Source organism: Serratia proteamaculans (assembly GCF_013337185.1).
GTDB lineage: Bacteria > Pseudomonadota > Gammaproteobacteria > Enterobacterales > Enterobacteriaceae > Serratia > Serratia proteamaculans_D.
Genome location: NZ_SWDE01000006.1, coordinates 190,968 through 214,306, shown reverse-complemented (window position 1 = coordinate 214,306; position 23,339 = coordinate 190,968). Strand labels below are relative to the sequence as shown.

The window sequence follows — 23,339 nt, the reverse complement described above, 5'->3', positions numbered from 1 at the left end:
TAAACCAGATTGCATAACAGTATCGCGGTGAATTATGACAAACAATGGGGGCACCGAATTTTATATGTGACTCCTGTCCCAGAACCGAAAGGATGCCGCTAATGCGCCGCATCTGAGGCTGGCATCACACGCAGCGTCAGCCCCCAGAACAACAAGGCCGTCAGGCTGACGCTCGCCCCCAGCCAACACACGCCATACCAGCCCGCCAGAGCGAATACGTGGGTACTGGCAAAGGCCCCCAGCCCGCTGCCCACCGCGTAGAACAGCATGTAGCAGCCGACTAACCGGCTATGAGACTGCGGATGTGCGCTGAAAATCAGACTCTGATTCAACACGTGAATGGCCTGCCCGGCCAGATCGAGCAGCACAATGCCCATAATCAGCCATCCCAGCCCGTAACTCAGCAGGCCGAGCGGCAACCAGGCCAGCACCAACAGCAACAGACAGATACCGGTTGCCAACTGCCCCAGGCCGCGATCGGCCAGATGTCCGGCACGTACCGCCGCCAGCGCACCCACTGCCCCCACCAGACCAAAGGCCCCAATCACCGAATGTGAAAAATTAAACGGCGCCTGACTGAGTGGCAGCACCAGGGCACTCCAGAAGATGCTGAATGCCGCAAACATCAGCAGCGCCAGCATGCCGCGGATCTGTAGCGTCCGGTCGCGCCACAGCAGCGTCAGCATTGATCGCAACAGCGCCGGATAGCTGAGTGTTGAAGGCGCTGTTTGGTGTACGGGCAACAGACGAGCCAATACAGGCAACAGAACCAGGGTTACCGCCGCCGAGAAAAAGTAAACCGCTCGCCAGCCGCCGATGTCCGCCAGTGCGCCGGAAAGCGTGCGCGCCAATAACAACCCGAGAACCACCCCGCCTTGCGCAGCGCCCACCACCCGTCCCCGCTCATGCGGCGCTGCCAAGGTGGCGGCGAAGGCAACCAATCCCTGGGTCATGGCGGTCCCCAGTAACCCCACCAGCAGCATGCCGACCAGCAATAACAGGCTGCTGTTCGCCCAACCGACTACACAAAGTGCGGCAATCAACAGCAGTTGCTGAACCGCCAACAGCCGATGGCGATTAACCCGATCGCCCAACGGCACCACCAGCAACAAGGCCAATGCACAGCCTAACTGAGTGACGGTGATCACCATGCCCACCGAAGCCAGGCTGATATGAAAATCCAGGGCAATGGCATCCAGCAAAGGTTGAGCGTAATACACATTCGCCACGCTAAAGGCGCTGGCCCCCGCCAGCAATAACACCAGCGACGCAGGCAGACGACTCAGCGCTCCGCCCTGCGCGGCACAAATCGGATCCAGCGTTTTATCACTCATCGTTCGCTCCAAAGTGGTTTCATTATTAAACCCAATGAACTTTACGCACGGAGGTTTTATAATGCAACCAGATATCGCTGCAGGAAGGGAAAGCCATGAAACGTAAAAGTCTGGAAGATGCACAGTGCCCGGTGGCACGTACGCTGGATGTGATTGGTGACTGGTGGTCGCTGCTGATTGTGCGCGACGCCTTCGACGGTGTACGGCGCTTCAGTGAATTTCAAAAGGGACTGGGGATGGCGAAGAATATCCTCTCTACCCGGCTACGCACCCTGGTGGCGCACGGAATTTTGGAGGTTGCCCCTGCCTCGGACGGCAGCGCCTATCAGGAATATATTCTCACCGACAAGGGCCGCGCCCTGTTCCCGGTGATTGTCGGCCTGCGTCAGTGGGGGGAGGATTATCTGTTTGACGCACAGGAGGCAAGATCAACACTGGTAGAAAGCGACACCCGCCAACCGATCCCGCGCATGACGCCAACCGGCAGCACCGGGCAGGTTCTTACGCCGCTGAATACTTTGGTGGTGAAGGTCGGTGATGAATGAAATCCTGTGAGTAGGGTCCGCTTAGAAAACGGAAAGCATCCCACGCCAAGCCTCTTTTTTATACAAACTGACATCAACCATGTGTAATGAGGGGAGGTTCCCCTGCACCACCCGATAACCCCAAATAGATCAGATATTGCGGAAATAATTAAACAAAATCTAATCTCACCCTAATTAAATTTTAAGATGCATGGAATTAATAAAAAAATGGCATCGTAAATATAACGCCATCACTAAATTACTACAAAAATGTGAAGATTTAATTAACTTTAATAAAACATAAGTTAATATTGACATTTAGGTCTTTAGCTCATAAAAATTACCCACCAAAAACAAAATAAGACAGGGAAAACAATGGAAAAGATACTAGTCACTGGTGGTGCAGGATATATAGGGAGTCACGTTGTAGAAATTTTGCTTCAGAATAATAAACAAGTTCGGGTGCTAGATAACGGCATGTTTGGATTTGGGGCACTTTACCCCTTTTATGAAAACACTCGGTTTGAGTTAGTAAGGGGTGACCTGAGAAATATATCTGATCTCAAAAAATCACTTAAAGGTGTTGAAGGGGTGATCCATCTCGGAGGGATTGTTGGTAATCCTGCATGCAGCTTCGACAAACTAACTTGTCAAGATGTCAACGTGACAGCTACAGAACGTCTCGCCAGCGCTTCAGCAGAAGCCGGCATCAGCAGGTTTGTATTTGCATCAAGCTGCAGTGTTTACGGTTACGGGGATGCGCTATTTACAGAAGAATCTGTACTCAACCCAGTGGACTATTACGCAGAAAGTAAAATTTCGGGTGAGGAAGTGATTAAACAGTTCTCGTCAGATATGACAATAACGAACTGCCGCTTCGCTACAGTATTTGGTGCATCTCGCAGAATGCGATTCGATCTTGCCGTGAATGGGATGACAGCTTCAGCGCTGAATGATGGCGTATGCAACGTTCATGGCGGAGGCCAGTGGCGCCCATTTATTCATTGTCATGATGTTGCAGAGGCCTTGTGTAAAATCATCTTTTCACCAGAAAACTTGATAATAAATCAAACGTTTAATGTTGGATCAGATGATTTGAATATGACCCTTGCACAACTGGGAAATAAAATCGGACAGTTGGTCAAAAATTCAAAAGTGGAAGTCCACGGAGCACTATCAGATAACCGCAGCTATCAGGTTTCGTTCAAAAAATCAGGGAAACTCTCGACTTTATCCCCAGCATCTCCGTAGATAAAGGCATTAGTCAGATCATAAGTCTACTGGATAGCCATATTATCCCTAGCCCTACATTAAACATCTACAGCAATCTCAAAACCACCGAGAAACAGGCGGCTTAAATGGACGTTTTAGCACAACTCGTACCCGAAAAGCATCAACAGGTCTTTCCTGCAGGTCTCCCTTTCCTGAAGCCATTTTTGCCAGATTTCAGCGAAATTGAGGAGAGTTTAAAGTCGGTAATGACTTCAGGGATGCTGACTAAGGGTAAGCTTAATACCCTTTACGAGAGTAATGTCAGTGAATTTATCAGCACAGAAAACGTCATTGCCGTTTCTTCGGCAACAACAGGCCTTATTCTCACCCTACTTGCCATGGAAATCACAGGAGAAGTGCTCGTTCCGGCATTCACTTTCTGTGCAACTGCAAATGCTATCGTACGGGCAGGAGCCAAACCAGTATTCGTAGATTGCCTCCCTGATACCTACACAATTTGCCCAAAAGATTTGGAAAGTAAAATCACATCTGAAACGCAAGCCATCATGGCCGTTCACGTTTTTGGCATCCCTGCAGAGTGTGAAAAATTACAAGAAATTGCAGGTAAACATAACCTCAAACTTATTTATGATTCTGCTCATGCGATGGGTTCAGAACTCAACGGTATAAAGATTGGAGGTTTCGGGGATGTGGAAGTGTTTAGTACTACACCAACAAAAACCCTTGTAACCGGAGAAGGCGGGTTAATATCGACGAATAACGCAGCGCTGGCAGATCGTATCAGAATATTGAAAGAATATGGTAATGGTGGAGATTATGATAACGCCTTTGCTGGATTAAATGGGCGGTTGAGCGAGATGCAGTGCGCACTCGGCATCGCTTCTCTCAATCATCTTAGTGAAAGCATTCACCTTCGTACGAGTTTGGCAGAGACCTACAAAGCAATCATCAGTGATATACCCGGAATTTCGCTTCAAACTGTTCCTACCAATGTGAAAACAACTTATAAAGACCTATCGATAGTTATCGATGCAAAGCGCTTCGGCTGTGACCGAGACAGGCTGGCTCAAGCATTGCTGCAAATGGGTATCCCAACACGAAAATACTTCTATCCGGCATTGCATGAGATGAGAGCATTTCGTGAGTACTCCCACACTACTCTCCCCATCACGGAAAGTATTGCGCGGAGTATCCTTTGCCTTCCTTTATATCCTGATCTATCGAAAAATGATGCCGAAAAAGTCGCACGGGCTATACGTGCTATTCAGGAACTGCATTCATAATCACGGGAAAAAAATGTCATACGTCAAACAGATAAGAAGCATGATAGGACATCAATTACTGCTTTTGGCCGGGGCTAACGTTATCATTCTGGATAAGAATCAACACGTGCTGCTGCAACATCGAACCGATGGAAGTTGGGGGCTACCTGGCGGACTGCTTGAGCCGGGAGAATCACTGGAACAGACGGCACTACGCGAGGTAAAAGAAGAAACAAACATTGATATTCATGAGTTGCATCACCTGAATGTTTTTTCTGGTCCCGAATATACCTTTACGTTGAAAAACAAAGATGAAATCAATGTCATCACCTCTCTTTATTATTCAGAAAATTGGTCTGGTGAGATAATTAACGACCCGAAAGAAGGACAGGCACTTGATTTTTTCAGCCTCTGCAAGCTTCCGGATAACATGGATGATGAGTATGTTCACTATTTGAAATACTATCTGGACAGGAAAGGACACAATGAGTCAGTCTGAAGCCCACTCTAACGATTTATTTATACGGGCTTCGGCCCGTTTTACATCTAAAAACTCGACAATACTCATTGCTTTGGTTTCATTATTCCTCTACATGGGTTCAGATTTTTTGTCAAAATTGTTCTTGAGCGATGTACCTGTAGCGTGGATAGCACTTTTTCGGTTCAGTTTCGGTCTACCTCTTCTATTTTTTTGTAATCCAGAGGCTTTTAGAGATGGAAAAACCTTAACTTTTGCAGGGGCTAATATAATCAATTCAGTGTGCGGGGTGTATGCAATTATTGCGGGCAGTTTGTCTGGGTTTGCCCTTGCAGGACAACTGAGACCCGCCCTCTTTATTTTATTTAGCTCCATCGTTTTTAAAGTGGCTTACAACTTAAAGTCTTGGTTATTGTTTTTATCGATTATTTCAATTAGTTTTGTCCTCTTCAGGGGTGATAGCAACATTGCTCTTTCCGCGAATTACATTTATATTGCAAGCGTGGCCTTTCAGGCATTTGTTTTTTCGGGATTAAATCGGGGGAAAGATAATTTAGTTAATTATCTTTCCGTTTACAACCTTTGTGGTTTTTCTTTGACTTTAATTTATATTTTATATAATGAAATACCTCCACCTGACGCCATAAAATTTAGTTGGCTGGCTATCAGTGGGATGCTCGCAATGGCCGGAAGTATTATGAATATTATCTCACTCTCTACACCATTCAGGTTAGAGGTTAGTTCAGTAAGTTATATCAGACTCCCACTGACTCTCCTTCTTTCAGGGGTATTTGTGGGTGAAGTGATCCCTGTATCGACATGGATATGCAGTATATCTATTCTCTGCCTAGTCTTTCTACTTAGCAAAACTTCAGCTAAGAATCAGTAAGCTCGCTTTAGCTGCTGATCATAAATTAATTACGTCGCATTCCCACCGACAATACCGTCGCTTTTCACCCTGGCTGATAAGAATTTTCCGCTGCGATGATGTTGTTATGCTAACCTTCCCGAGGCCGGCTTTTCTTGTCCTGTGTTGGCCTTCGGGTAACCCCCTATAAAGCCGCCCCCACAGACCTACCCCCTGTTTTTGTGGATAATCCCTATAGGGTATATTGGCTCCGGTTTTTAACACAACATAGGGCGTTTATGCCCCCCGGTAGCAGTTTTACGGACGTCAATCGCAGCCGCTATTTCTATCCTTACTCTTCGGTATTTTTCCGTTATACATCAGTTTTACCGATTTACAGTTCTGCGGCAGCCGATTTATTGCAAACGATCACTGCGGCGTTCTCAGGCACAATAGCGCCTGAGTTTTCCGACATCGTCCCTTCAGCTCTCTTGAATGTGGGGAATTTATTATCATATAGCGCTACGTGAAAAATAATTTCTTATCGGGGAATTGGGGGACTTCAGGTTTTACGTAGCGCGATCGGGAGAAATTACTGACTGCTCCCACTCCACGAGACTGACTGAAGAGTCCCTAAGTAAAGTACTACAGCTGTTGCGCCAGATGATTGGCGGAAACGTCGCTTTGATGCCGCGGGTGAGCCAAAGCTTGCCATTCACTAGTTGGCCTGCGCTAGCAGTGCAGAGAAAACTAAAATGATTCACCTACCGCAGGACTCTCGCTTTTAAAACGGATGTTAACAATGACATCTTTCTTAGGTTTATCGCTTTCATAACGCCACTTCTGCATTGCCAACCTCATCTCATTGTCAAAAATACCGCTGGGATGAGACTCAAGAAGGCGAATGTTCTGAACACGCCCCTCTGTATCAACGTCAAATTTAACCCTGGCGAAGTCGGTTTGTGGCTTCTGCAGGGCTGTTACTGAATTTGATGGTGATCTAGCGGCCTTCTCACTGCCGGTGCAAGCCGTCAGAGATAGCGAAAAAAACACTAACAACATCATCTTGACCGTAGATTTCATCATTGCAACTCACTCCTTAAGTTAGCTCGTGCAACTGCCAGGCTCTGGCAGTTTAGTGGCCGAAAAGCAGCTCGGTGTATTTCCTGGAAACGGCACCGGTGCGTTTACCGCCTTCGCCGTAGTAGCGATCCTCGCGGCACAGCCGCTCTTTGACATCGCAGAAAATGCCATTGGCAAAGGTGAACTCAGTCGGGTCGAAGTCACCTTGCGAAAACAGTTTGGTGGCGACTTTCTTGCCGAGATACTTTTCGGTCAATGGGCGGGAAACGCCATCGGTGCCATTCGCACAGGTATAACGGTCGCACAACACGCCTGGTGCCGGCGACTTGAGGGATGAGTTTTGCTTCGCCTGCACAGGCATCGCAGATGCGGCAAGCAGCAGAGTCAGTGAGAATGAAAGTGCTATTTTATTCAATGAGTCAGCCTCGTTTAATGGCAGAGCGCCCGTTATTGGGAGCACCATACTGCCATAAAAAACAGGGCCTTGACGATGTGCAATTTTATGCAATCTTCGCAATACCCCCCGGGTGATGTATAGTCCGCGTTTTACGGGGACACCATGCCAACTCAATCTTCCATTCGCCTGAATAAATACATTAGCGACAGCGGTATCTGTTCCCGCCGTCAGGCCGATCGCTGTATCAAACTGGGTAAGGTTTTTATCAACGATAACCTGGCCGCAGTGGGTGCGCCGGTATTTATTGGCGATGTTGTGAGTGTTGACGGGCAGCAGATAGCGCCGCGTAATGATGCAGGTCTGGTGCTGATCGCGCTGAATAAACCTGTGGGCATCATCACCAGCATGGGCAAACACGTGCCGAACAACATCGGTGATTTCGTTAATCATAGCCAGCGCACTTTCCCCGTCGGCCGTCTGGATAAAGATTCTCAGGGGCTGATTTTTCTGACCAACCGCGGTGAACTGGTCAATAAGATCCTGCGCGCCGGCAACAATCACCAAAAAGAGTACCTGGTCACCGTCGATAAACCGCTGACCGATGAGTTTATTCAGGGCATGGGAGCGGGCGTGCCGATATTGGGCAAGGTGACCCATAAATGCCAGGTGGTGCAGGAAACTCCGCAGGTGTTTCGCATTACGCTGGTGCAGGGGCTTAACCGCCAAATCCGCCGTATGTGTAAATACTTCGGCTATCAAGTCACCCGACTTGAGCGCGTGCGCATTATGAACATCAGTCTGGCAGGGTTGGCGCTGGGCGAATGGCGGGACCTGAGCGAGGATGAACGGACCGAGTTATTCAAGCTGCTTGAGCACTCTTCGTCTGAGGACCTCGACCTGCCGGGAGCCGAGATACCGCCAGGCAACAATAACCTGCTGCCCAACGATACCCCGTTATAACTGAAACCGAATTTATCAAAAAATCAGAATGACCATCGGATGTTGGCATTAACGGCATTAACCTGGGTATCAGAACCGTATTGCCCCTGATAGCCGAGATCCAGGCTAGTGGATCGCGACAGCTTCACGCTCACCCCAACGTCTGCCACCATCAGGTTGTCGTCAACCGCGGTGCCCTGTGTGGTAAACGCATCGCTGCCGGCAAAGGCCATGCGCGAAGAGGTAGTTTTATCACCGTAGGCATGCTGCCAACCCAATGAGCCGTAAAGACTGACGTTCTGCGGCAGTTCAACCGTACCGCGCACGCCCAACGTGGAATAGAAGGTATTCATCGTTTCATTACGCACGCTGAGCGCGGCGGCACCGCCACTTTCCTCGAAGTTATCCGTATGCAGACGGATGTAGCTCAGATTGACGAAAGGCTCAAGATTCGCGTCCGACTGCCCAAAACGGTAGCCCGCTTCGGTGAACGCCAGCAGCGAGTCAGCATCATAGTCTGCCTTAAGCCGATCCGAGTAATTACCGAAGTTAACGTTGCGTTCATTTTCCAGCCGGTGCCAGGTGTAACCCAACGCGCCACGTAACGAGAAGGCGCCCTGCTGCCCTGCGGCATACAGACCGAGGTGATAGTTATCGCTGTCGGACTTGGAGCGGCGGCTATCGACATCATAATCACCGCGGCTATAACCAAAATACCCGCCAACGCGAACACTGCTATCCGCTAATTTATGGTCTGCCCCCAGCAGGAAACCGCTGGTGTTGCCATCGAGTTTTCCGACGTTGTCGTTACCGCTGTTTCTTGCCCATGAGCCAAACGTCTGCCCCCACACGCCACTGTTTTCGGCCTGCGCCGGTTGAACCAGCGTCATCGCCAATGGTGGAACAGGCAACGTATCGTTATCAAAAGCGCGCAACATACGCTGATTGAGCACATTGAACAGCATGGTGCTGCCGGCAATCAGGTTAGATTGCATGGAGGGATAAACCTCACCAGACAGTTGATTGAATGCCTCACGTGCTTCGGGCGCACTCAATAACAACAGTGAGTTGTACAGGGCCAATGAAGGGCCGCCTTGCGCCAGAGTAGAGAGAGCACCCGCGGTATTCCATTGGTTGTCGGTTTGTGCCACCGTCTGGAAAATACCGGGCTTGCCGCTGCCTTCTCCCGGATTCTCACCACCTGGATTTTCGCCACCTGGGTTTTCACCGCCCGGATTCTCACCGCCTGGGTTTTCCCCACCTGGATTTTCACCGCCTGGGTTCTCGCCGCCGCCTTTCTGCGCAATCATCAGATCCACAGCGTTAGCATCGTGTTTGAGCGCCACGTCCAGGAACGCAGATTTTGAGACCGCTTCGGCGAACTGCCCGTCAATTCCCCCTTCCGAGGTTAAAATACGGTAGCTTTGGCCGGTCTTATAGCTGGTTTGCGGGTCCAGCGCGGTCACCTGCACCTTGGCCTGATCGCTGATGGTGGTTTTACCCGTAACCACCAGTTTGTCACTGCTGCCATCGCCGGCGATATCGACGTCGTAGAAAGATTCACCAATGAAATTCAGATAGCGTTTCAGCGTCAGAGTGCCAATATTCCCGTCGCCGGGAGAAATATGGCCGCCGGACTGAATTTCTGTCTGGCCTAAAGTGCCATTGCCGCCCAACGTGCCGCCGGATTTGATCGAAGCAGCACTGCTGTAGCCCAGGCCATTGCTGACGTCGGAACCGGCTGTCGCATTGAGGATCAGCGTACTGCCATTCTCGGCACTCAGCGTCTGCACGTCGAAAGGACTGTCTTCTGGCTGCGTATTGATATCGCTGTTAATGATGATTTTGCCGCCACGGGCGGTTACGTTCGCCTTAAGCTGGGTAAGATCCCCGCTCAGCGTCGTCCGCCCAGCGGTGTTGATCACTTCACCTTCGCCAACCATCTTATTGCGGAAATCGTAGCTGTCAGAGGTATGGTTAAAGTACACGTAGCTACCGAATAACCCACCGCGCAGATTGACCACCGTTTGGGCATCGAGAGTACCCGCACCGCCCGCTGCACCTAGCGTGGGTTCGGTCAGACCGGTGCCGGTATCCATATTGCCGCGGCTGCCGATGATTAGCGCGCCCCTGTTCGAACCGGAGCCGGTATCGCCCAACCGCAGCTCGTTGGCCCCGGCGGAGAATGTTCCGCCGTCCACCAGCGACAGCACACCGTTGCCATAGTCCCCCACGTTGACGCTGCCGGCACTGGTAAAGCGCGAGCCCTCACCGGCGATATAAAGCTCGGCAGTTTTGCGCGAGCCAGAAACGCCGGCAATTTCCGCGCTACCGACGTTAACCACGCCGCCATTGAGCACGTCCACATCGCCGTTGGCCGTGAGCGTTTGGCTGATGTTCCACTGCGAGTTTTTGCCCGTCACCGTGGCTTTGGGGTTCAGTTTGTCAGCCTCATCGGGGATGAATCCGCTGTCTATTCTGGCGGCGGCCGTGGTTGTCACCACCCCGCCATCTTCAATCAACAGAGTGGAACGCGCTCCTTGCCCAAAGCCGATGCCAAGCCTGTCGCTGGTCACCCTGGAACCGGCGCCTTTGACATTCAAATGGCTGTCGTAACCTCCGGTGGTGCCGACGATAATTTCTTTCGCACTGGCCAGCCCGCCATCTTCAACCCGTAATGTCCCCTGGCCGAGGTTCAAACTGCCACGCAGAACATTTTGATCGTTGACGGCGCTCAATACCGCGTTCGGTCCTCTGACCGTGACCAGGCTTTCATAAATTTTGCCGTCTGAGCGAGTGCCGATATTGATGTTATAGCCGCCGACCTGACCATTATCTATCAACAGGTTGCCACTTTGATTGCGACCGACGTAAACATTGCCGCTGTAGGCTAAGGGTTCTGTCACTTTGGATTCACCATCGAATATAACGTCGTCGGCCCGAGCAATATCGGCAGATCCGATCAATATCAATGGCGCGGAAAAAAGTGCGAGGTAAACTTTGGAAAGCGGTTTTCTTACCGCTAAGTGATGCGATATTTTATCTTTCATGTTTTCTCTCCGGCCTAATTAACTTAGTACCATCAAAATTATTATTTATATGAAAAATTCAATGTATTAGAGGGTGTAGAGTGCGTAATGCCGCAAACATAAACGGATTGCCATCGAGACGTCAGCTTATTGCCCCCCAGCGCTAATGCCTCAATGCCAAACTTATTAGGCTTGCGGATCAATACTGATTTTCCCCTCGGCTCACGCCCACAGGAGATTATTTATGCGTGACAACCGGGGTACAGCTCGGGGCGGTCAGCGATGGCGCAGATCCTAAAAACCCTGGCATCATCATCGAAGAGCAGTCGAAAATCCGCCCTTTTTCAGTGGTGGCGCGGTAAGAGAGTTTTTGTCCACCCAGTGCGTCGGGTTGGGCGCCGTTAACATTGGTCACGGTAATTTCGTCTGATGAGCCCAGACCCAGCATTTTAGCCGTTTCCGCCTGCAGCAAGGGTATTGCCTGATCGGTTTTCAACGTTGAACAACCGGCGATCAGTAAAGTGACGGCCAGAGCGATAAATGGTTTCTTCATAAATTATCCTTTTCAACCAAACAGATCCAAACGCTGAATGGTTCTATGTTTTACCTTATCCAAATCCCCACATAATATATTTCCCTTTCCTAAACGAAAAAACCCTCCTAAAGTAGGGAGGGTGGATAATAAAAGATCATTGGAACCATCCGATACGTTTATACGAAGGAGATAGCTTTGGGACAGGAATATGCACTGGTCGTTGATGATCATCCTCTGGTGGCAAGTGGTATCGCCAATTTTCTTAATACGCATTGTCGATTTAAACATGTCCACATGGCGACCAACGAAGATCATTGCTATCGCCACATTATGCTAAATGGCCCTCCTCGCTTAATGGTTATAGATTTTTGGTTATCCAATGGCACAGCCCTTAAATTACTTAAAGAAGTGAGTGAGCGTTATTCACAGGTTCGTTTATTAGTAGTCAGTGGCGACGACAACAATGAAATATGGCAAAAGGTGCGAGAGGCCGGTGGCCACGGTTTCGTGCTTAAAAACGAATCTCCTGAATTATTCGCCAAAGCCGTAACCACACTCACCGATAATCGACTATGGTTTCCTCAGGATAATGCGATGGGCGTAGCCTCCGCCCAAAAACATCTGCAAAATTTAAATTTAACACCGCGACAGGTTGAAGTGCTTGCCATGATGTTGCGTGGTTTCCCTAATAAAAGAATAGCTTTGCAACTTTCTATTTCAGAACCCACAGTGAAAGAACACATCAGTAATATTCTGAAAAAAATAGGTGTGAATAGTCGAGTGGAAGCGATCACCCTGCTCCACGGCAGGTCGGGGCCGTTACAATGAAGTTACTTCAATCTTTACAAGATGATGGTATTTCTCCCCGTGCGCAAATCCGTTTGCTGGACAATACCTTTATACGCCTGGTATTTAGCTTCAGCGCAGTACCCTTTGTTGGCATGCCTTTCGCTATTTGGATTTATTTACTGGGTGAACCTCTATGGCCGATTACCATATGGATAGTCTTATATTTGTTCTGCGCTGTCGCCATCAGGTTATGGCATAGCAGCTATAATAAAGAAAAAACAACAAAAGATGCAGAAGTTATTCTTCGCCGCTGGCTACCCCATATCAATAAAGTTGCCTTTGTTCATGGACTGGGTATTTCTTCGTTATATATAATCACGCCACAGATAAACAATTTTGACTTTTTCTTATTATTGAACATCAGTATCGCGGCTATCGTTGCAGCCAACGCCACACATTTAACGCCAGTCATTAGCACCTTTACCCTGTTTTTCTTTTCCTGCTGGAGCATATTGAATATTGGCATCATCTGGCGATTAAATGATGTCATGCTTATTGTGCTGATGCTTAATCTGCTTTATGGGTTCGCCATCTACCGCCACGCATTGAGTTCCCATAAATTCTTTATCCAGCAAGCCCGCCTCGAAGAGGAAAGCTCTCGTCTTGCGGAGCAATTCAGGCAGGCTAAAGAGGAAGCGGAGCAGGCCTTACTGGATAAAAACCAATTCCTTACTACCGCCAGTCATGATTTGCGTCAACCGGTGCACGCCATGGGTTTTTTGATCGAAGCCATCATCCATAAAAACCACGATGTCACGCTCATCCCCCAGCTATTGGATCTGCAGCAAAGCGTAAGATCCGTGCATCTTATGTTTAATTCCTTACTCGATCTCAGCAAGATTGAATCCGGCAATGTCAGCACGGCAACGACCCATGTAGATATTGGTACCCTGCTCGATTCGGTGATTACCCTGTTTCGTGAAGAGGCAAATAGTCGGAAATTGTCATTGCGGGCCTGGCGGCCTAAGCGACGAATTCTCGTGGTGGGCGATCAGCTACTCATCAGGCAATCACTGATTAACCTGATACAAAATGCACTGCGTTATACGCAAAAAGGGGGCGTGCTGATAGCCATCCGTCCACAAGGGAGTGAATGTCTGTTCGAGGTTTGGGATACCGGCGTTGGCATTGCCGACGAAGAGAAAGGCAAAGTCTTTTCCCCCTATTATCGTCCCGAGCTGGCATGGAAAATCGACAGTGCCGGCCATGGATTAGGGCTGGCGGTAGTGGCACGCTGCGCCAAACTGATGAAAGTGAAATACGGCATGCAATCCGTTGAAGGCAAGGGTTCCCGTTTCTGGATGCGCTTCGCCCTTTACAATGGAGAATGCGAGTTACCAGAAAGCGCAAACAGTTACTCAAGTACCCTCACTCCCATCCGCTATGCGCCGTTATACGGTTCCTGCCTGGTGGTGGATGATGACCCGCTGGTGACTTCCGCCTGGTCTAGTTTGATGAGCACCTGGGGCCTCACCGTACGTTGTGCGGCCTGTGCAGAGGAGGCGTTTGCGATTATCGATGAAGGCTTCAGCCCTTTTGCCGTGCTGTGCGATCAACGGCTCCGTTCTGGCGAGAGCGGGTTCGATATCTTGAAAGCGCTGTTTGAACGCCTGCCGAATACCAGCGGTGCCATGGTCAGCGGGGAATTTAACTCGCCCACTTTGCAGGAAGCCGAGCAGGAAGGTTATCTGGTTCTGCGAAAACCGCTGGAACCGGCGAAACTCTATGCATTGCTGTCGCAATGGGCATCCTCCTGTTAGCCAGGAGGCTTTATACCGGTGAACCCATGCCGGAATTTCGTTTCCGCATGGGTCCGACTTCAGAAGAGACATCCCTTTAGATCTCAAGACCGCGCAGCAGGCCTTCAAGGTTTCGCTCGCCAATCCGGGTCTGGGCACCCGCCTTAAGCCCACCGCGAATAAGTTTTTCCGCTGCGGGCCGTGCGAACAGCCCTGCCCAGGCATCGTGCTCACGATAAAAGCCTTCCCGCAGATCCGGTGCAGGCATCGCCTGTTTGGCTGCTGCGATAACGCCCTCGGGCAGTGCCGCGATATTACGAGCCAGCCGATATACGAAGTCATCGAGTTCGGCAGCAGGTAATGCACGGTTGATCCATCCGTAACGTTCCGCCGTAGCCGCGTAGATCAAATCGGCACCCAGGATCACTTCAAGCGCGCGACCACGCGTCATCCGGCTTGTCAGATACTGGGTAGCCCCACCGCCAGGCGTGATACCCATCAAGGCCTCACACTGGGCCAGCCCCGCCAGCCCCTCGGCGGCAAACGCCATATCGGCCGCCGCAACAAACTCTGCCCCACCGCCGCGAGCCAGCCCGGCAAGCTTGACGATCGTGACCTGCGGCTGCTCCCGCAAAAGCTCGCCAAACGCCTGGAACGGATTAAGGCCTTCAGGCGCATGGCGTGCCAGCTCATCGAAAGCGTGCGGCTCATCGATTAAGGTCATGTCGACATGAGCAATAAAAAACTCGGGATTTGCGCTCTGGAATACCAACACTTTCACCTTGGGATCGTGACGAACAGCAACAAGAAAGCGGCTGATCTCCGACATCAAGGACACATCAAGAACATTAACCGGGGGATTGTCGATCGTAATCGTCGATACGCCATGGTCATGGGAAATACTCAGTCTGCCGAAATCTGTATCAGTCATGTCAATTTCCTGGGTGGTTTGCGGGACATTGGCACCGGGTTTGGGTGCTGCTCACTGCATGGTATACTTTGCATACCTAGGGTCAATTACGCACTTTAAGCATCCCAGGGATGCTGGAGGATACCGATGAACCAGACCGATCCGATCTACCGCGCCGACTGCCCAAGCCGCATTATTCTCGACCAGATCGCGGATAAATGGTCAATGATGGTGCTGGAGGTGCTGCGCGAGCCACGGCGCTTCAACGCCATCAAGCGTCGCCTCGATGGCGTCACTCAACGCGTACTGACCCAGACATTACGTAAGCTTGAGCGCAACGGCATGGTAAAACGCAGGGTGTTGGATGGCCGAGTACTGGGCGTCGAATATTCACTGACACCGCTCGGCGAATCGTTGCAGGGGCCGTTCTCTATTTTATTTAATTGGACGCTGGGGAATATGGAGACAATTCAGGACTGCCAGAGAAAATATGATGAGCAAAGCCAACAGGGTGAAAATTGAGGGTGGCAGCCTCAATTCCCTGTGCGATTAATGGCTGCGTACATCCAATAATCTCGTGCCTGCCCGCGCACGCGGCGGTATTGCCTGATTAAACCTTCGCGCTGCATGCCCACCCGCTCCAGGACGGCAATGGACAATATGTTGCTATCAAGGACCGTAGCCTGAACACGCTGAAGGCCCAACGCCGTGTGCGCCCAATGAATCACGGCACGCGCCGCCTCTGTCGCCAACCCCCGACCACAGTGGCTCGGGTCAAGATCGTAGGCAATTTCCGCCCGGCCATGATCGCGGGATATTTCGTTCAACCCTACCGTGCCGAGCAAACTGTCACTCGGATCCACAATGGCCCAACGAAGAGAGTCTTTGCCTTCGGCATAGTCAGCAATCAGCTTTTCGAGGTTGGTCGGCCCGACGTCCCCCCAACTGGTATGTTCAATCACGCCAGGTTTACTCAAATACGCCGACCATGCATCAACATCGTCTAATCTCAGCGGCCTTAATGACGCGTAAAGCTCGTCAGGTAACGGTATTCGTGTTGGCAATGTCGTCATAGAACCTCCAGCGGGTCTTTCAAAACCTGGCGGTCGAGCTAACCGCCGATACAGAGATATACAGTACTTTGGTTTAAATGCGTTGTGAACTTATGCCAGATAATTCCATAAAAAGCCCCTCACATAATAAAAAAATCCCGCAGTTACGCGGGATTAGATGTTATGGCTGTTATTTAGCGCCAGTCTAGACCGGCCACTAAATCATTCCCACTCGATTATGAATTGACTAACAAAATTCATATAAAACAAATGATTAATCCGTGACGAAATCGAAAAACCATTAAAAATGCCATGCACAGAAAAAAACGCTCAAGAAGTCGGATAAGCCATTATCGCGGCAAAGGCTACGGATAGCTGCCTCTCTATCCACATTATCATCACAAACAACCTCGCCAGCAGCGCCAACGAATAAGACGGATCGGCCTATAAAAGCTCTGCCATTGCCTCATCGTGATTCAGGTATTTCATCAATCCCCCCATTCCCAAGCCTCAAGAATAGCCTGCTCAGGTCACCACAAGGCCGATACTACCTGTCACAACTGACAAAAACCGGCCTTTAGCGGTCGAGCGTGGCGGGGCATTCATGAACCATTTCGCCGCTCAAACCATAATAGCGATGCAGTTAAGTTAAGGAGTTGACGTGAAACTCTCAAAATTGAAGTGCCGGGAATTATGCTTTTAGAAGTGAGACCCATAGAGTATCTTTGTTCTCCTCTAGTCAAACTTTGTTGTCGGTATATCAAAGTGCCGCGCGGTGCACGAACTAAACGAAAATGGATGATTTCTAGGATGTTGATAAGCCAACGTGATGATCATAAGCAGAACTTTTCTCGTACCCGGAACCTTGCCGATTCTCTTTCGGCAGTGACAGATACAACGGCCTCTCTTTCAGCGTTTGGCCCTTCGCTGCTTCGATTTTATGCAGTCGAGTCTGGCCTGAAATATTTATTGAACCGTGTTGAGAAAGTGCCGTTTAGCTATGAAGTGGACGACCTAAACATTGCTCCTGATTCTACTGCAGGTTTTCCATCAAAGGTCGAGAAATACTCCCATAATCTCCCTCGAATGCTAAGTAGGCTTAAGGTCTCTGCCGCTTCAGTTCCTGTTCCCACAGGCCCTTTTAAAGTAACGCAAGGCTACAACGGTGGTCAGCAATTTGACTTAGGTGGGGCGCATGAAGCATGGCGGTATGGCCTGCAAACTGACCCAGATGATCAAGCTTTACTTGAAGCGTTTCTATCGCATGCCATCTCGTATATTGAGGCTGAAATACAATGAATTTTAGCGAATTATCAACACTGCCGATACTTTCATGGATTGATGTTGCGAGAAGACTTTCAGCAGCGCCAATGAGAGGGAGCATCAATAAATCAACCCAAGATGATCCGCCACTTGGACTTATCGCCTCTGAGGTTTTCTGGACAGGACTGACCCTAACCTTAGAGGGTCCAGAGAACGTCGAAGGAGTTAATCAGTGGCTACGGGGTATTTTCGGCACATGGCTAATTTTTAACGATGAAGTTCCGTCGATACGACTTGACGGCCCATCTGCTAGATCTCTTTTACGAATAACTTACGAATTTTCAGGTGTCAGCAAATCTAAATCAGTATTTAGACCAAGCGCGTCACTTGAAGGCAATCGACCTTACGCAATTGAATATCCGGTACGCGACTGCACGTCCCCCACAGTTGTTGCATTTCACAGCGTGAAGGGAGGTGTCGGACGTACCACGGCTGCGATGGCTTTCGCGCAGAACATGATTTCCATTCTAGGCGCTACTGAAACAGTACTGTTTGTAGATGCTGACTTCGAAGCCCCCGGTGCCAGCTACCTCTATCGAACACGCAAACCAGAGGTTAGCATCTCACTTGAAGATCTAATGGCTATAGCGCACGCAGATGCGTCTGCGGATCTTAGTTCAACTATTGACTTCGTGGCTGCACAAATGCTGGATCAGCGTATAGGTAACGTATTTGTTCTGCCAGTAAAGCGCCTACTCGACGACCTAACGGGGTTCACTATAAGACCTGAGCACTTGGTTAACGCGCGCCGCAACCAACCTTATCTTATTGTAGATCTTATCCGTAAGCTCGCGGAAAAATTGAGCTGCAAACTTGCTGTTGTAGACCTTCGTGCTGGGCTAGTGGATATCGCGATTCAGTTTTTGACTGACCCAACAGTTGAGCGCGTCTTCGTGTCTACGGCAAGCGGACAGTCAATTAACGCATTAAAAGGAATGCTCCACACAATTGGGCAGGTCGAAAAACAAGCCGGCGAGGCTGGCCGGCAACCTTTTGTATTAATCAATCAGATTCCCCGACTGCAGTACGATGACCCCGTATTTCGAGGGAAATTACAGGCCCAGTTAGAAGTCCAGGCAGAAAAATCATTCTTTGTCCCGCAAACTTTAGATGATCAACACGAATTCACGGTAACTCCCGCTCGAGAGAGTTCGCTTGTATTTGGCTTTCACTTTCACACTTCCGATCTTGTTGCCTCTGCTGACGACTGGGAGACCTATGTGACAGATCTGAAAAAGACAGGCTTTTCTACTAGCTTAAAGTCTGAAATGGAGAGCTGGGTAGTTGGGCGCCGAATTGTGACCCCTAACATTCCAACACGAACAGAGTTGAAAATTGCCGCAGGTGACCGTGCAAATGCCTGCTCCATGCTTGCGAATTTTGCGAACGAATTTGAGTTTGCGGAGACAGTAAAAAGTATACAGAGTCCTTTAATTACTCCTCCGCTACAACGCTTACTTGGTGACTTTGTTCAACATCCACCCATTGCGGTTATGGAAGGCACTAAGGGAACAGGCAAGACTCTGACTTTTCGGTATCTTTTAGAACATAAGACTTGGGCTAGAGCAACAGCTGCAGTGGGAGGGGCTCAGGCACCAGCATTTGAAGGCCTATTGCTACCTGTCCTTGGGTCGATCAATAGCTCGGAGAGCATGCAAAGTCTTGTTGCAGAGGGGCGAGCTCAAGTAGCTACGCGGCTGGGCAATCCTTCACCTGGTCTTTTTTCTGCTACAACAACTAAGATTCGTGAGGGTATCAACTCAAATTGGGACATTACTAAATGGACCGATTTTTGGCTTACATCAATTGCGCAAGCGACTGGGTTCGATAGCTGGGAAACTTTCGTAGAAGCGGTCCGGACCTCTGAAATGGTTCGACCAGTTGCAATGTTTGAAGGCCTCGAAGAGGTATTTACCAACCCTTACACCGAAGAGGTGCAAGCAGATGCGTTGAGGGCTCTTCTTCGTGAGATACCGATCCGGCTGCGAGAGGAGGCAGGACGTCCAATCGGCGTGCTAATCTTCGTGCGCAGCGATATGGTAGAGGCGGTAATTGAACAAAATGTCCAGCAATTTAGAGCCTCTTACCGCAGCTACGCGCTAACGTGGCTCGACATTGACATTCAAGAGCTTGCTGTCTGGCTTGTGGGTAACAGTGGAGCTTTACCAGATCTCTGGAGTTCAGATTGGCGACTTCGCTCCGAGCTCCAGCGAGAGGCTGACTTACAGCAGATATGGGGAATGAAATTAGGAAGCGACTCAAGCAGAGAGGCTAGATCGACCGAATGGGTACTTGCTGTCTTGACTGATCTCACTGGTCGTTTGACTGCACGTGATCTTGTCAGGTTCATGCATACGGCTGCTCTAGGTGCGCGTGAACAAGTAGCTAATGACCGCCTACTATCTCCAAGCTCAATGCGTAAAGCAGTTGAATATACGAGCAAACAAAAGGTTGACGAGTATCCGAAGGAAGTTCGTGAACTTCTACCCATCTTTGATAAGCTTAAATCACTCCAGAGCCTGACAACTCCCTTTGATCGTGCTGAAGCTGCCGCAAACGGCATAGAAGCAAAAGAACTGGATATTCTTGAAAAATATGGCGTTGCCTATTCCGAAGATGGGAGCTTTGAGGTTCCAGAGCTGTTCAGGGTTGGACTAAATATGAAACGAAAGGGTGCGCGGCCAAACATCATTAGTCTTACACGTAAAGCGAGAGAAAGAGCGAGAGCGTAGAGTTAGTGAAGCTAACTCTGCAGCACAAAGACGGATCTAGGCGCCAATAGCTGCCTCTTACGGGCCTCCGTTATTGGCAAAACCAGCTGTTAATGAGATCACCCTTTATCCATGGCATCCTCGCGGATGCCATGCGTCAATTGTTCAACCAGATTAAGCGCTTCAATCACAGCCTCACGTTTGATCACCAACCGCTGCCCAGATTTATACCGTGTGTCACCGGTTTTCCGGATGTAATCATCATCGACAACGCCTTGTGTATGAGCGAGCAGATGACGCTGTTGGAAGGCAATTGTCAGTTGTTCCATCTCAACGGCCGTAAGATGCTTATCGTAACCGCCCCCTATCGCGGCAGCCCAAAGAACTGAACCCTCGGCAAGATTCTGAAATGCGTTGCGCCGGGCCTTCGCTGTCGGTGCTATGCGCGCGTGAAGCGCTTCTGCAACCCTCTGGAATGCCGTCACCGCGTTCTGCAAAGCGCTCTCAACGATCAGACGACACGTGTTCTCAGCAGTGTCTGCGTCTGCAATAGCAGCTCTGATGGCGTCAACCGCTTCAAGCGACTGCCGGATGCCCTGAACCGTGAGATCGAATACAAGTTCCGCCGCGTTTGCCCCACAAGACGGGCAGAAGTACGCCGCCCCGACAACGGCATACCGACATCCGCATTCACCACAGGTGATCTTGAGACGCATGGGTGCTGCCGCGGCATAGGGGATCGGGACATGTTGAGGTCTACTGTCCACCTTCATGCTCATCGAGATGAATCCCCCCTTAGGCTGCCTCTGATTAAATCTTTGCGCGTCAAGGCGAAGTGCACCACCTAAAGTCGCTTGAACCTTCGCCAGAGCAACGTCCCGCGCGTGATTCAGCTGTTCCTGCGTCCACCACTTCTGAGCATCAGCCGTATAGCCGCAGAACGGACAAAATACCTCCTCGTCCCTAACCTTGCCCTTCCAATCTGCCATAAGAACCTTGAACTGAGCTAAGCATTCTGGCGCGGGACATTCGCGATCAAAGTAATCGTCATCGTCTGTGGAGATTGCGACGGTAGATTTTTCGTCGCCAAGCTTTTTTAATGCGCGGATTGTTTCTTCAAACATCGCCAGTCTCCCAGCAGAGGCACCGTGAGTAAGCACTTTATCCCACCTAAGCTAGCATCACCGCCCCAATGATAACTGCTCGCTAGGGGTTGTAAGAGCGATGGTCGGGCAAGACACCATGCTAGCAACGGCATCATGGTCAGGTCGTACCATCTACCATGCCATAAAAACAGGGTTCTAGGCGATGCGAAAATTTGCCAAAAAATGTGAGGTCGAAAACGCAAAAAGCCCGCAATGACGCGGGCTTCAGTTTTTTATGCCATTTGCTACCGGTCTAAGCCGGACGTGGGGTCATTCCCACTCAATGGTAGCCGGTGGCTTGCCGCTGATGTCATAAACGACGCGGGAAATGCCGTTCACTTCGTTGATGATGCGGTTGGACACGCGGCCGAGGAAATCGTACGGCAGGTGCGCCCAATGCGCGGTCATAAAGTCGATGGTTTCCACTGCGCGCAGTGAAACAACCCAGTCGTATTTACGGCCATCGCCCATCACGCCCACCGAGCGCACCGGCAGGAATACGGTGAATGCCTGGCTGACCTTGTTGTACAGATCGGCCTTGTGCAGTTCTTCGATGAAGATAGCATCGGCACGGCGCAGCAGGTCGCAATACTCTTTCTTCACTTCGCCCAGCACGCGCACGCCCAGACCTGGCCCCGGGAACGGGTGGCGGAACAGCATGTCGTACGGCAGGCCCAGTTCCAGACCAATTTTGCGCACTTCGTCTTTGAACAGCTCTTTCAGCGGTTCGACCAGGCCCAGCTTCATTTCTTTCGGCAGGCCGCCCACGTTGTGGTGCGACTTGATCACGTGCGCTTTGCCGGTGGCAGAAGCGGCGGATTCGATCACGTCCGGGTAGATGGTGCCTTGCGCCAGCCATTTCACGTCGGCTTGCTTGCAAGCTTCTTCGTCGAACAGCTCAACGAACACGCGACCAATGATCTTGCGCTTGGCTTCCGGCTCATCAACACCGGCCAGGGCGTTCAGGAAGCGATCTTCAGCCGCTACGTGAACGATGTTCAGGCCGAAGTGGTCACCAAACATTTCCAGCACCTGGTCGGCTTCGTTCAGGCGCAGCAGGCCGTTGTCGACAAACACGCAGGTCAGGCGTTTGCCAATGGCACGGTGCAGCAGCATGGCGGTAACGGAAGAGTCTACGCCGCCGGACAGGCCGAGGATCACGTGGTCTTCACCAACCTGCTGACGAATGCGCTCTACCGCATCTTCAATGATGGTGGCCGGGGTCCACAGGGCTTCACACTGGCAGATATCCAGTACGAAACGCTCCAGCATACGCTGGCCCTGACGGGTGTGGGTCACTTCCGGGTGGAACTGCACGCCGTAGAAGCGTTTTTCTTCGTTGGCCATAATGGCAAACGGGCAGGTATCAGTGCTGGCAACGGTCACGAAGTCAGCCGGGATAGCGGTCACTTTGTCGCCGTGGCTCATCCACACGTCCAGCAGCGGTTTGCCGGCCGGGCTCAGGGCGTCTTCGATGTCACGCACCAATGCGCTTTCGGTGGTGATTTCCACCTGGGCATAACCGAACTCACGCTCGTTGGAACCTTCTACCTGGCCACCCAACTGCATCGCCATGGTCTGCATGCCGTAGCATACGCCCAGCACCGGGACACCGGCGGTGAACACGTATTCTGGCGCGCGCGGGCTGTTGGCTTCGGTAGTGCTTTCCGGGCCGCCGGACAGGATGATGCCGCTTGGATTGAATTCGCGGATTTGCTCTTCGCTAACGTCCCAGGCCCACAGCTCACAGTAAACGCCGATTTCGCGCACGCGGCGTGCTACCAGTTGAGTGTATTGCGAACCAAAATCCAGAATAAGGATGCGATGCTTATGGATATTTTTTGTCATGTGAGGCGAATTCCAGCAACAGAGAAAAAGAGCGAAAATAGTGTTTTCGGGGTGAAGCGTTACCGCCCCACCCCGGCTTCTCCCGCAAGAGAAGTTAAAGC

At 50.5% G+C, this 23,339-nt stretch carries 20 protein-coding genes; 11 read left to right on the top strand and 9 right to left on the bottom strand.

What is annotated here, in order from left to right:
* Window positions 1-98 precede the first annotated feature (98 nt).
* Window positions 99-1,334, bottom strand: coding sequence for an MFS transporter (locus FCL49_RS20775; protein WP_174354964.1), 1,236 nt, complete (start codon window positions 1,332-1,334; stop codon window positions 99-101).
* 95 nt (window positions 1,335-1,429) lie between these two features.
* On the opposite strand from FCL49_RS20775, the gene FCL49_RS20770 reads away from it, so the two are divergent.
* The 5 genes from FCL49_RS20770 (at window position 1,430) to FCL49_RS20750 (ending at window position 5,720) form a co-directional block, all read left to right on the top strand.
* A complete protein-coding gene (locus FCL49_RS20770; RefSeq protein ID WP_174354963.1) occupies window positions 1,430-1,879 on the top strand; it encodes a winged helix-turn-helix transcriptional regulator in 450 nt (149 codons plus the stop codon).
* 354 nt (window positions 1,880-2,233) lie between these two features.
* On the top strand, window positions 2,234-3,109 hold the full coding sequence (locus FCL49_RS20765) for an NAD-dependent epimerase/dehydratase family protein (RefSeq protein WP_174354962.1): 876 nt from the start codon (window positions 2,234-2,236) through the stop codon (window positions 3,107-3,109).
* Window positions 3,110-3,216: 107 nt separating this feature from the next.
* The gene (locus FCL49_RS20760; RefSeq protein WP_174354961.1) at window positions 3,217-4,374 is read left to right on the top strand and encodes a DegT/DnrJ/EryC1/StrS family aminotransferase; all 1,158 of its coding nucleotides are present in this window, start codon (window positions 3,217-3,219) and stop codon (window positions 4,372-4,374) included.
* A gap of 13 nt (window positions 4,375-4,387) precedes the next feature.
* Window positions 4,388-4,852: an NUDIX hydrolase gene (locus tag FCL49_RS20755; RefSeq protein ID WP_174354960.1), complete on the top strand. Its 465-nt coding sequence runs from the start codon at window positions 4,388-4,390 to the stop codon at window positions 4,850-4,852.
* Window positions 4,839-5,720, top strand: coding sequence for a hypothetical protein (locus FCL49_RS20750; RefSeq protein WP_174354959.1), 882 nt, complete (start codon window positions 4,839-4,841; stop codon window positions 5,718-5,720). The genes FCL49_RS20755 and FCL49_RS20750 overlap by 14 nt, the downstream gene beginning before the upstream one ends.
* Window positions 5,721-6,428: 708 nt before the next feature.
* Here the strand turns inward: FCL49_RS20750 and FCL49_RS20745 are convergent.
* Together FCL49_RS20745 and FCL49_RS20740 are read right to left on the bottom strand one after the other, a co-directional pair.
* Window positions 6,429-6,764 (bottom strand): TonB family protein, encoded by a 336-nt coding sequence (locus FCL49_RS20745; RefSeq protein WP_254611121.1) that lies wholly within the window; start codon window positions 6,762-6,764, stop codon window positions 6,429-6,431.
* Window positions 6,765-6,813: 49 nt separating this feature from the next.
* Window positions 6,814-7,122 (bottom strand): YcgJ family protein, encoded by a 309-nt coding sequence (locus FCL49_RS20740; RefSeq protein ID WP_174355034.1) that lies wholly within the window; start codon window positions 7,120-7,122, stop codon window positions 6,814-6,816.
* Between the two features lie 198 nt (window positions 7,123-7,320).
* Here FCL49_RS20740 and rluF point away from each other — a divergent pair, with 198 nt between their 5' ends.
* Complete coding sequence (gene rluF / locus FCL49_RS20735) at window positions 7,321-8,118, top strand: 23S rRNA pseudouridine(2604) synthase RluF (protein WP_174354958.1); 798 nt, start codon at window positions 7,321-7,323, stop codon at window positions 8,116-8,118.
* A gap of 23 nt (window positions 8,119-8,141) precedes the next feature.
* On the opposite strand, the gene FCL49_RS20730 is transcribed toward rluF, so the two are convergent.
* Together FCL49_RS20730 and FCL49_RS20725 are read right to left on the bottom strand one after the other, a co-directional pair.
* Window positions 8,142-11,147 carry an autotransporter outer membrane beta-barrel domain-containing protein gene (locus FCL49_RS20730; RefSeq protein WP_174354957.1) on the bottom strand — a complete coding sequence of 1,002 codons (3,006 nt, stop codon included), beginning with the start codon at window positions 11,145-11,147 and terminating at the stop codon, window positions 8,142-8,144.
* A 217-nt stretch (window positions 11,148-11,364) separates the two neighbouring features.
* Window positions 11,365-11,679: a hypothetical protein gene (locus FCL49_RS20725; RefSeq protein ID WP_174354956.1), complete on the bottom strand. Its 315-nt coding sequence runs from the start codon at window positions 11,677-11,679 to the stop codon at window positions 11,365-11,367.
* Between the two features lie 177 nt (window positions 11,680-11,856).
* Between FCL49_RS20725 and FCL49_RS20720 the strand changes: the two genes are divergently transcribed.
* Window positions 11,857-12,489, top strand: coding sequence for a response regulator transcription factor (locus tag FCL49_RS20720; RefSeq protein WP_174354955.1), 633 nt, complete (start codon window positions 11,857-11,859; stop codon window positions 12,487-12,489).
* Window positions 12,486-14,270: a hybrid sensor histidine kinase/response regulator gene (locus FCL49_RS20715; protein ID WP_174354954.1), complete on the top strand. Its 1,785-nt coding sequence runs from the start codon at window positions 12,486-12,488 to the stop codon at window positions 14,268-14,270. Before FCL49_RS20720 ends, FCL49_RS20715 begins: the two co-directional genes overlap by 4 nt.
* 76 nt (window positions 14,271-14,346) lie before the next feature.
* Here the strand turns inward: FCL49_RS20715 and FCL49_RS20710 are convergent, their stop codons facing one another.
* The gene (locus FCL49_RS20710; protein ID WP_174354953.1) at window positions 14,347-15,180 is read right to left on the bottom strand and encodes an enoyl-CoA hydratase/isomerase family protein; all 834 of its coding nucleotides are present in this window, start codon (window positions 15,178-15,180) and stop codon (window positions 14,347-14,349) included.
* A 126-nt stretch (window positions 15,181-15,306) separates the two neighbouring features.
* On the opposite strand from FCL49_RS20710, the gene FCL49_RS20705 reads away from it, so the two are divergent.
* On the top strand, window positions 15,307-15,681 hold the full coding sequence (locus FCL49_RS20705; RefSeq protein ID WP_174354952.1) for a winged helix-turn-helix transcriptional regulator: 375 nt from the start codon (window positions 15,307-15,309) through the stop codon (window positions 15,679-15,681).
* A gap of 11 nt (window positions 15,682-15,692) precedes the next feature.
* On the opposite strand, the gene FCL49_RS20700 is transcribed toward FCL49_RS20705, so the two are convergent.
* Window positions 15,693-16,232, bottom strand: a complete 540-nt coding sequence (locus tag FCL49_RS20700) for a GNAT family N-acetyltransferase (RefSeq protein ID WP_174354951.1) — start codon at window positions 16,230-16,232, stop codon at window positions 15,693-15,695.
* Window positions 16,233-17,021: 789 nt separating this feature from the next.
* Here FCL49_RS20700 and FCL49_RS20695 point away from each other — a divergent pair.
* On the top strand, window positions 17,022-17,510 hold the full coding sequence (locus tag FCL49_RS20695; RefSeq protein WP_174354950.1) for a hypothetical protein: 489 nt from the start codon (window positions 17,022-17,024) through the stop codon (window positions 17,508-17,510).
* The gene (locus tag FCL49_RS20690) at window positions 17,507-20,266 is read left to right on the top strand and encodes a KGGVGR-motif variant AAA ATPase (RefSeq protein WP_174354949.1); all 2,760 of its coding nucleotides are present in this window, start codon (window positions 17,507-17,509) and stop codon (window positions 20,264-20,266) included. Before FCL49_RS20695 ends, FCL49_RS20690 begins: the two co-directional genes overlap by 4 nt.
* A 98-nt stretch (window positions 20,267-20,364) precedes the next feature.
* Here the strand turns inward: FCL49_RS20690 and FCL49_RS20685 are convergent, their stop codons facing one another.
* Both FCL49_RS20685 and guaA read right to left on the bottom strand, forming a co-directional pair.
* On the bottom strand, window positions 20,365-21,369 hold the full coding sequence (locus FCL49_RS20685) for a hypothetical protein (protein WP_174354948.1): 1,005 nt from the start codon (window positions 21,367-21,369) through the stop codon (window positions 20,365-20,367).
* Window positions 21,370-21,660: 291 nt separating this feature from the next.
* The gene (gene guaA / locus FCL49_RS20680; protein WP_135317583.1) at window positions 21,661-23,238 is read right to left on the bottom strand and encodes a glutamine-hydrolyzing GMP synthase; all 1,578 of its coding nucleotides are present in this window, start codon (window positions 23,236-23,238) and stop codon (window positions 21,661-21,663) included.
* Window positions 23,239-23,339 lie beyond the last annotated feature (101 nt).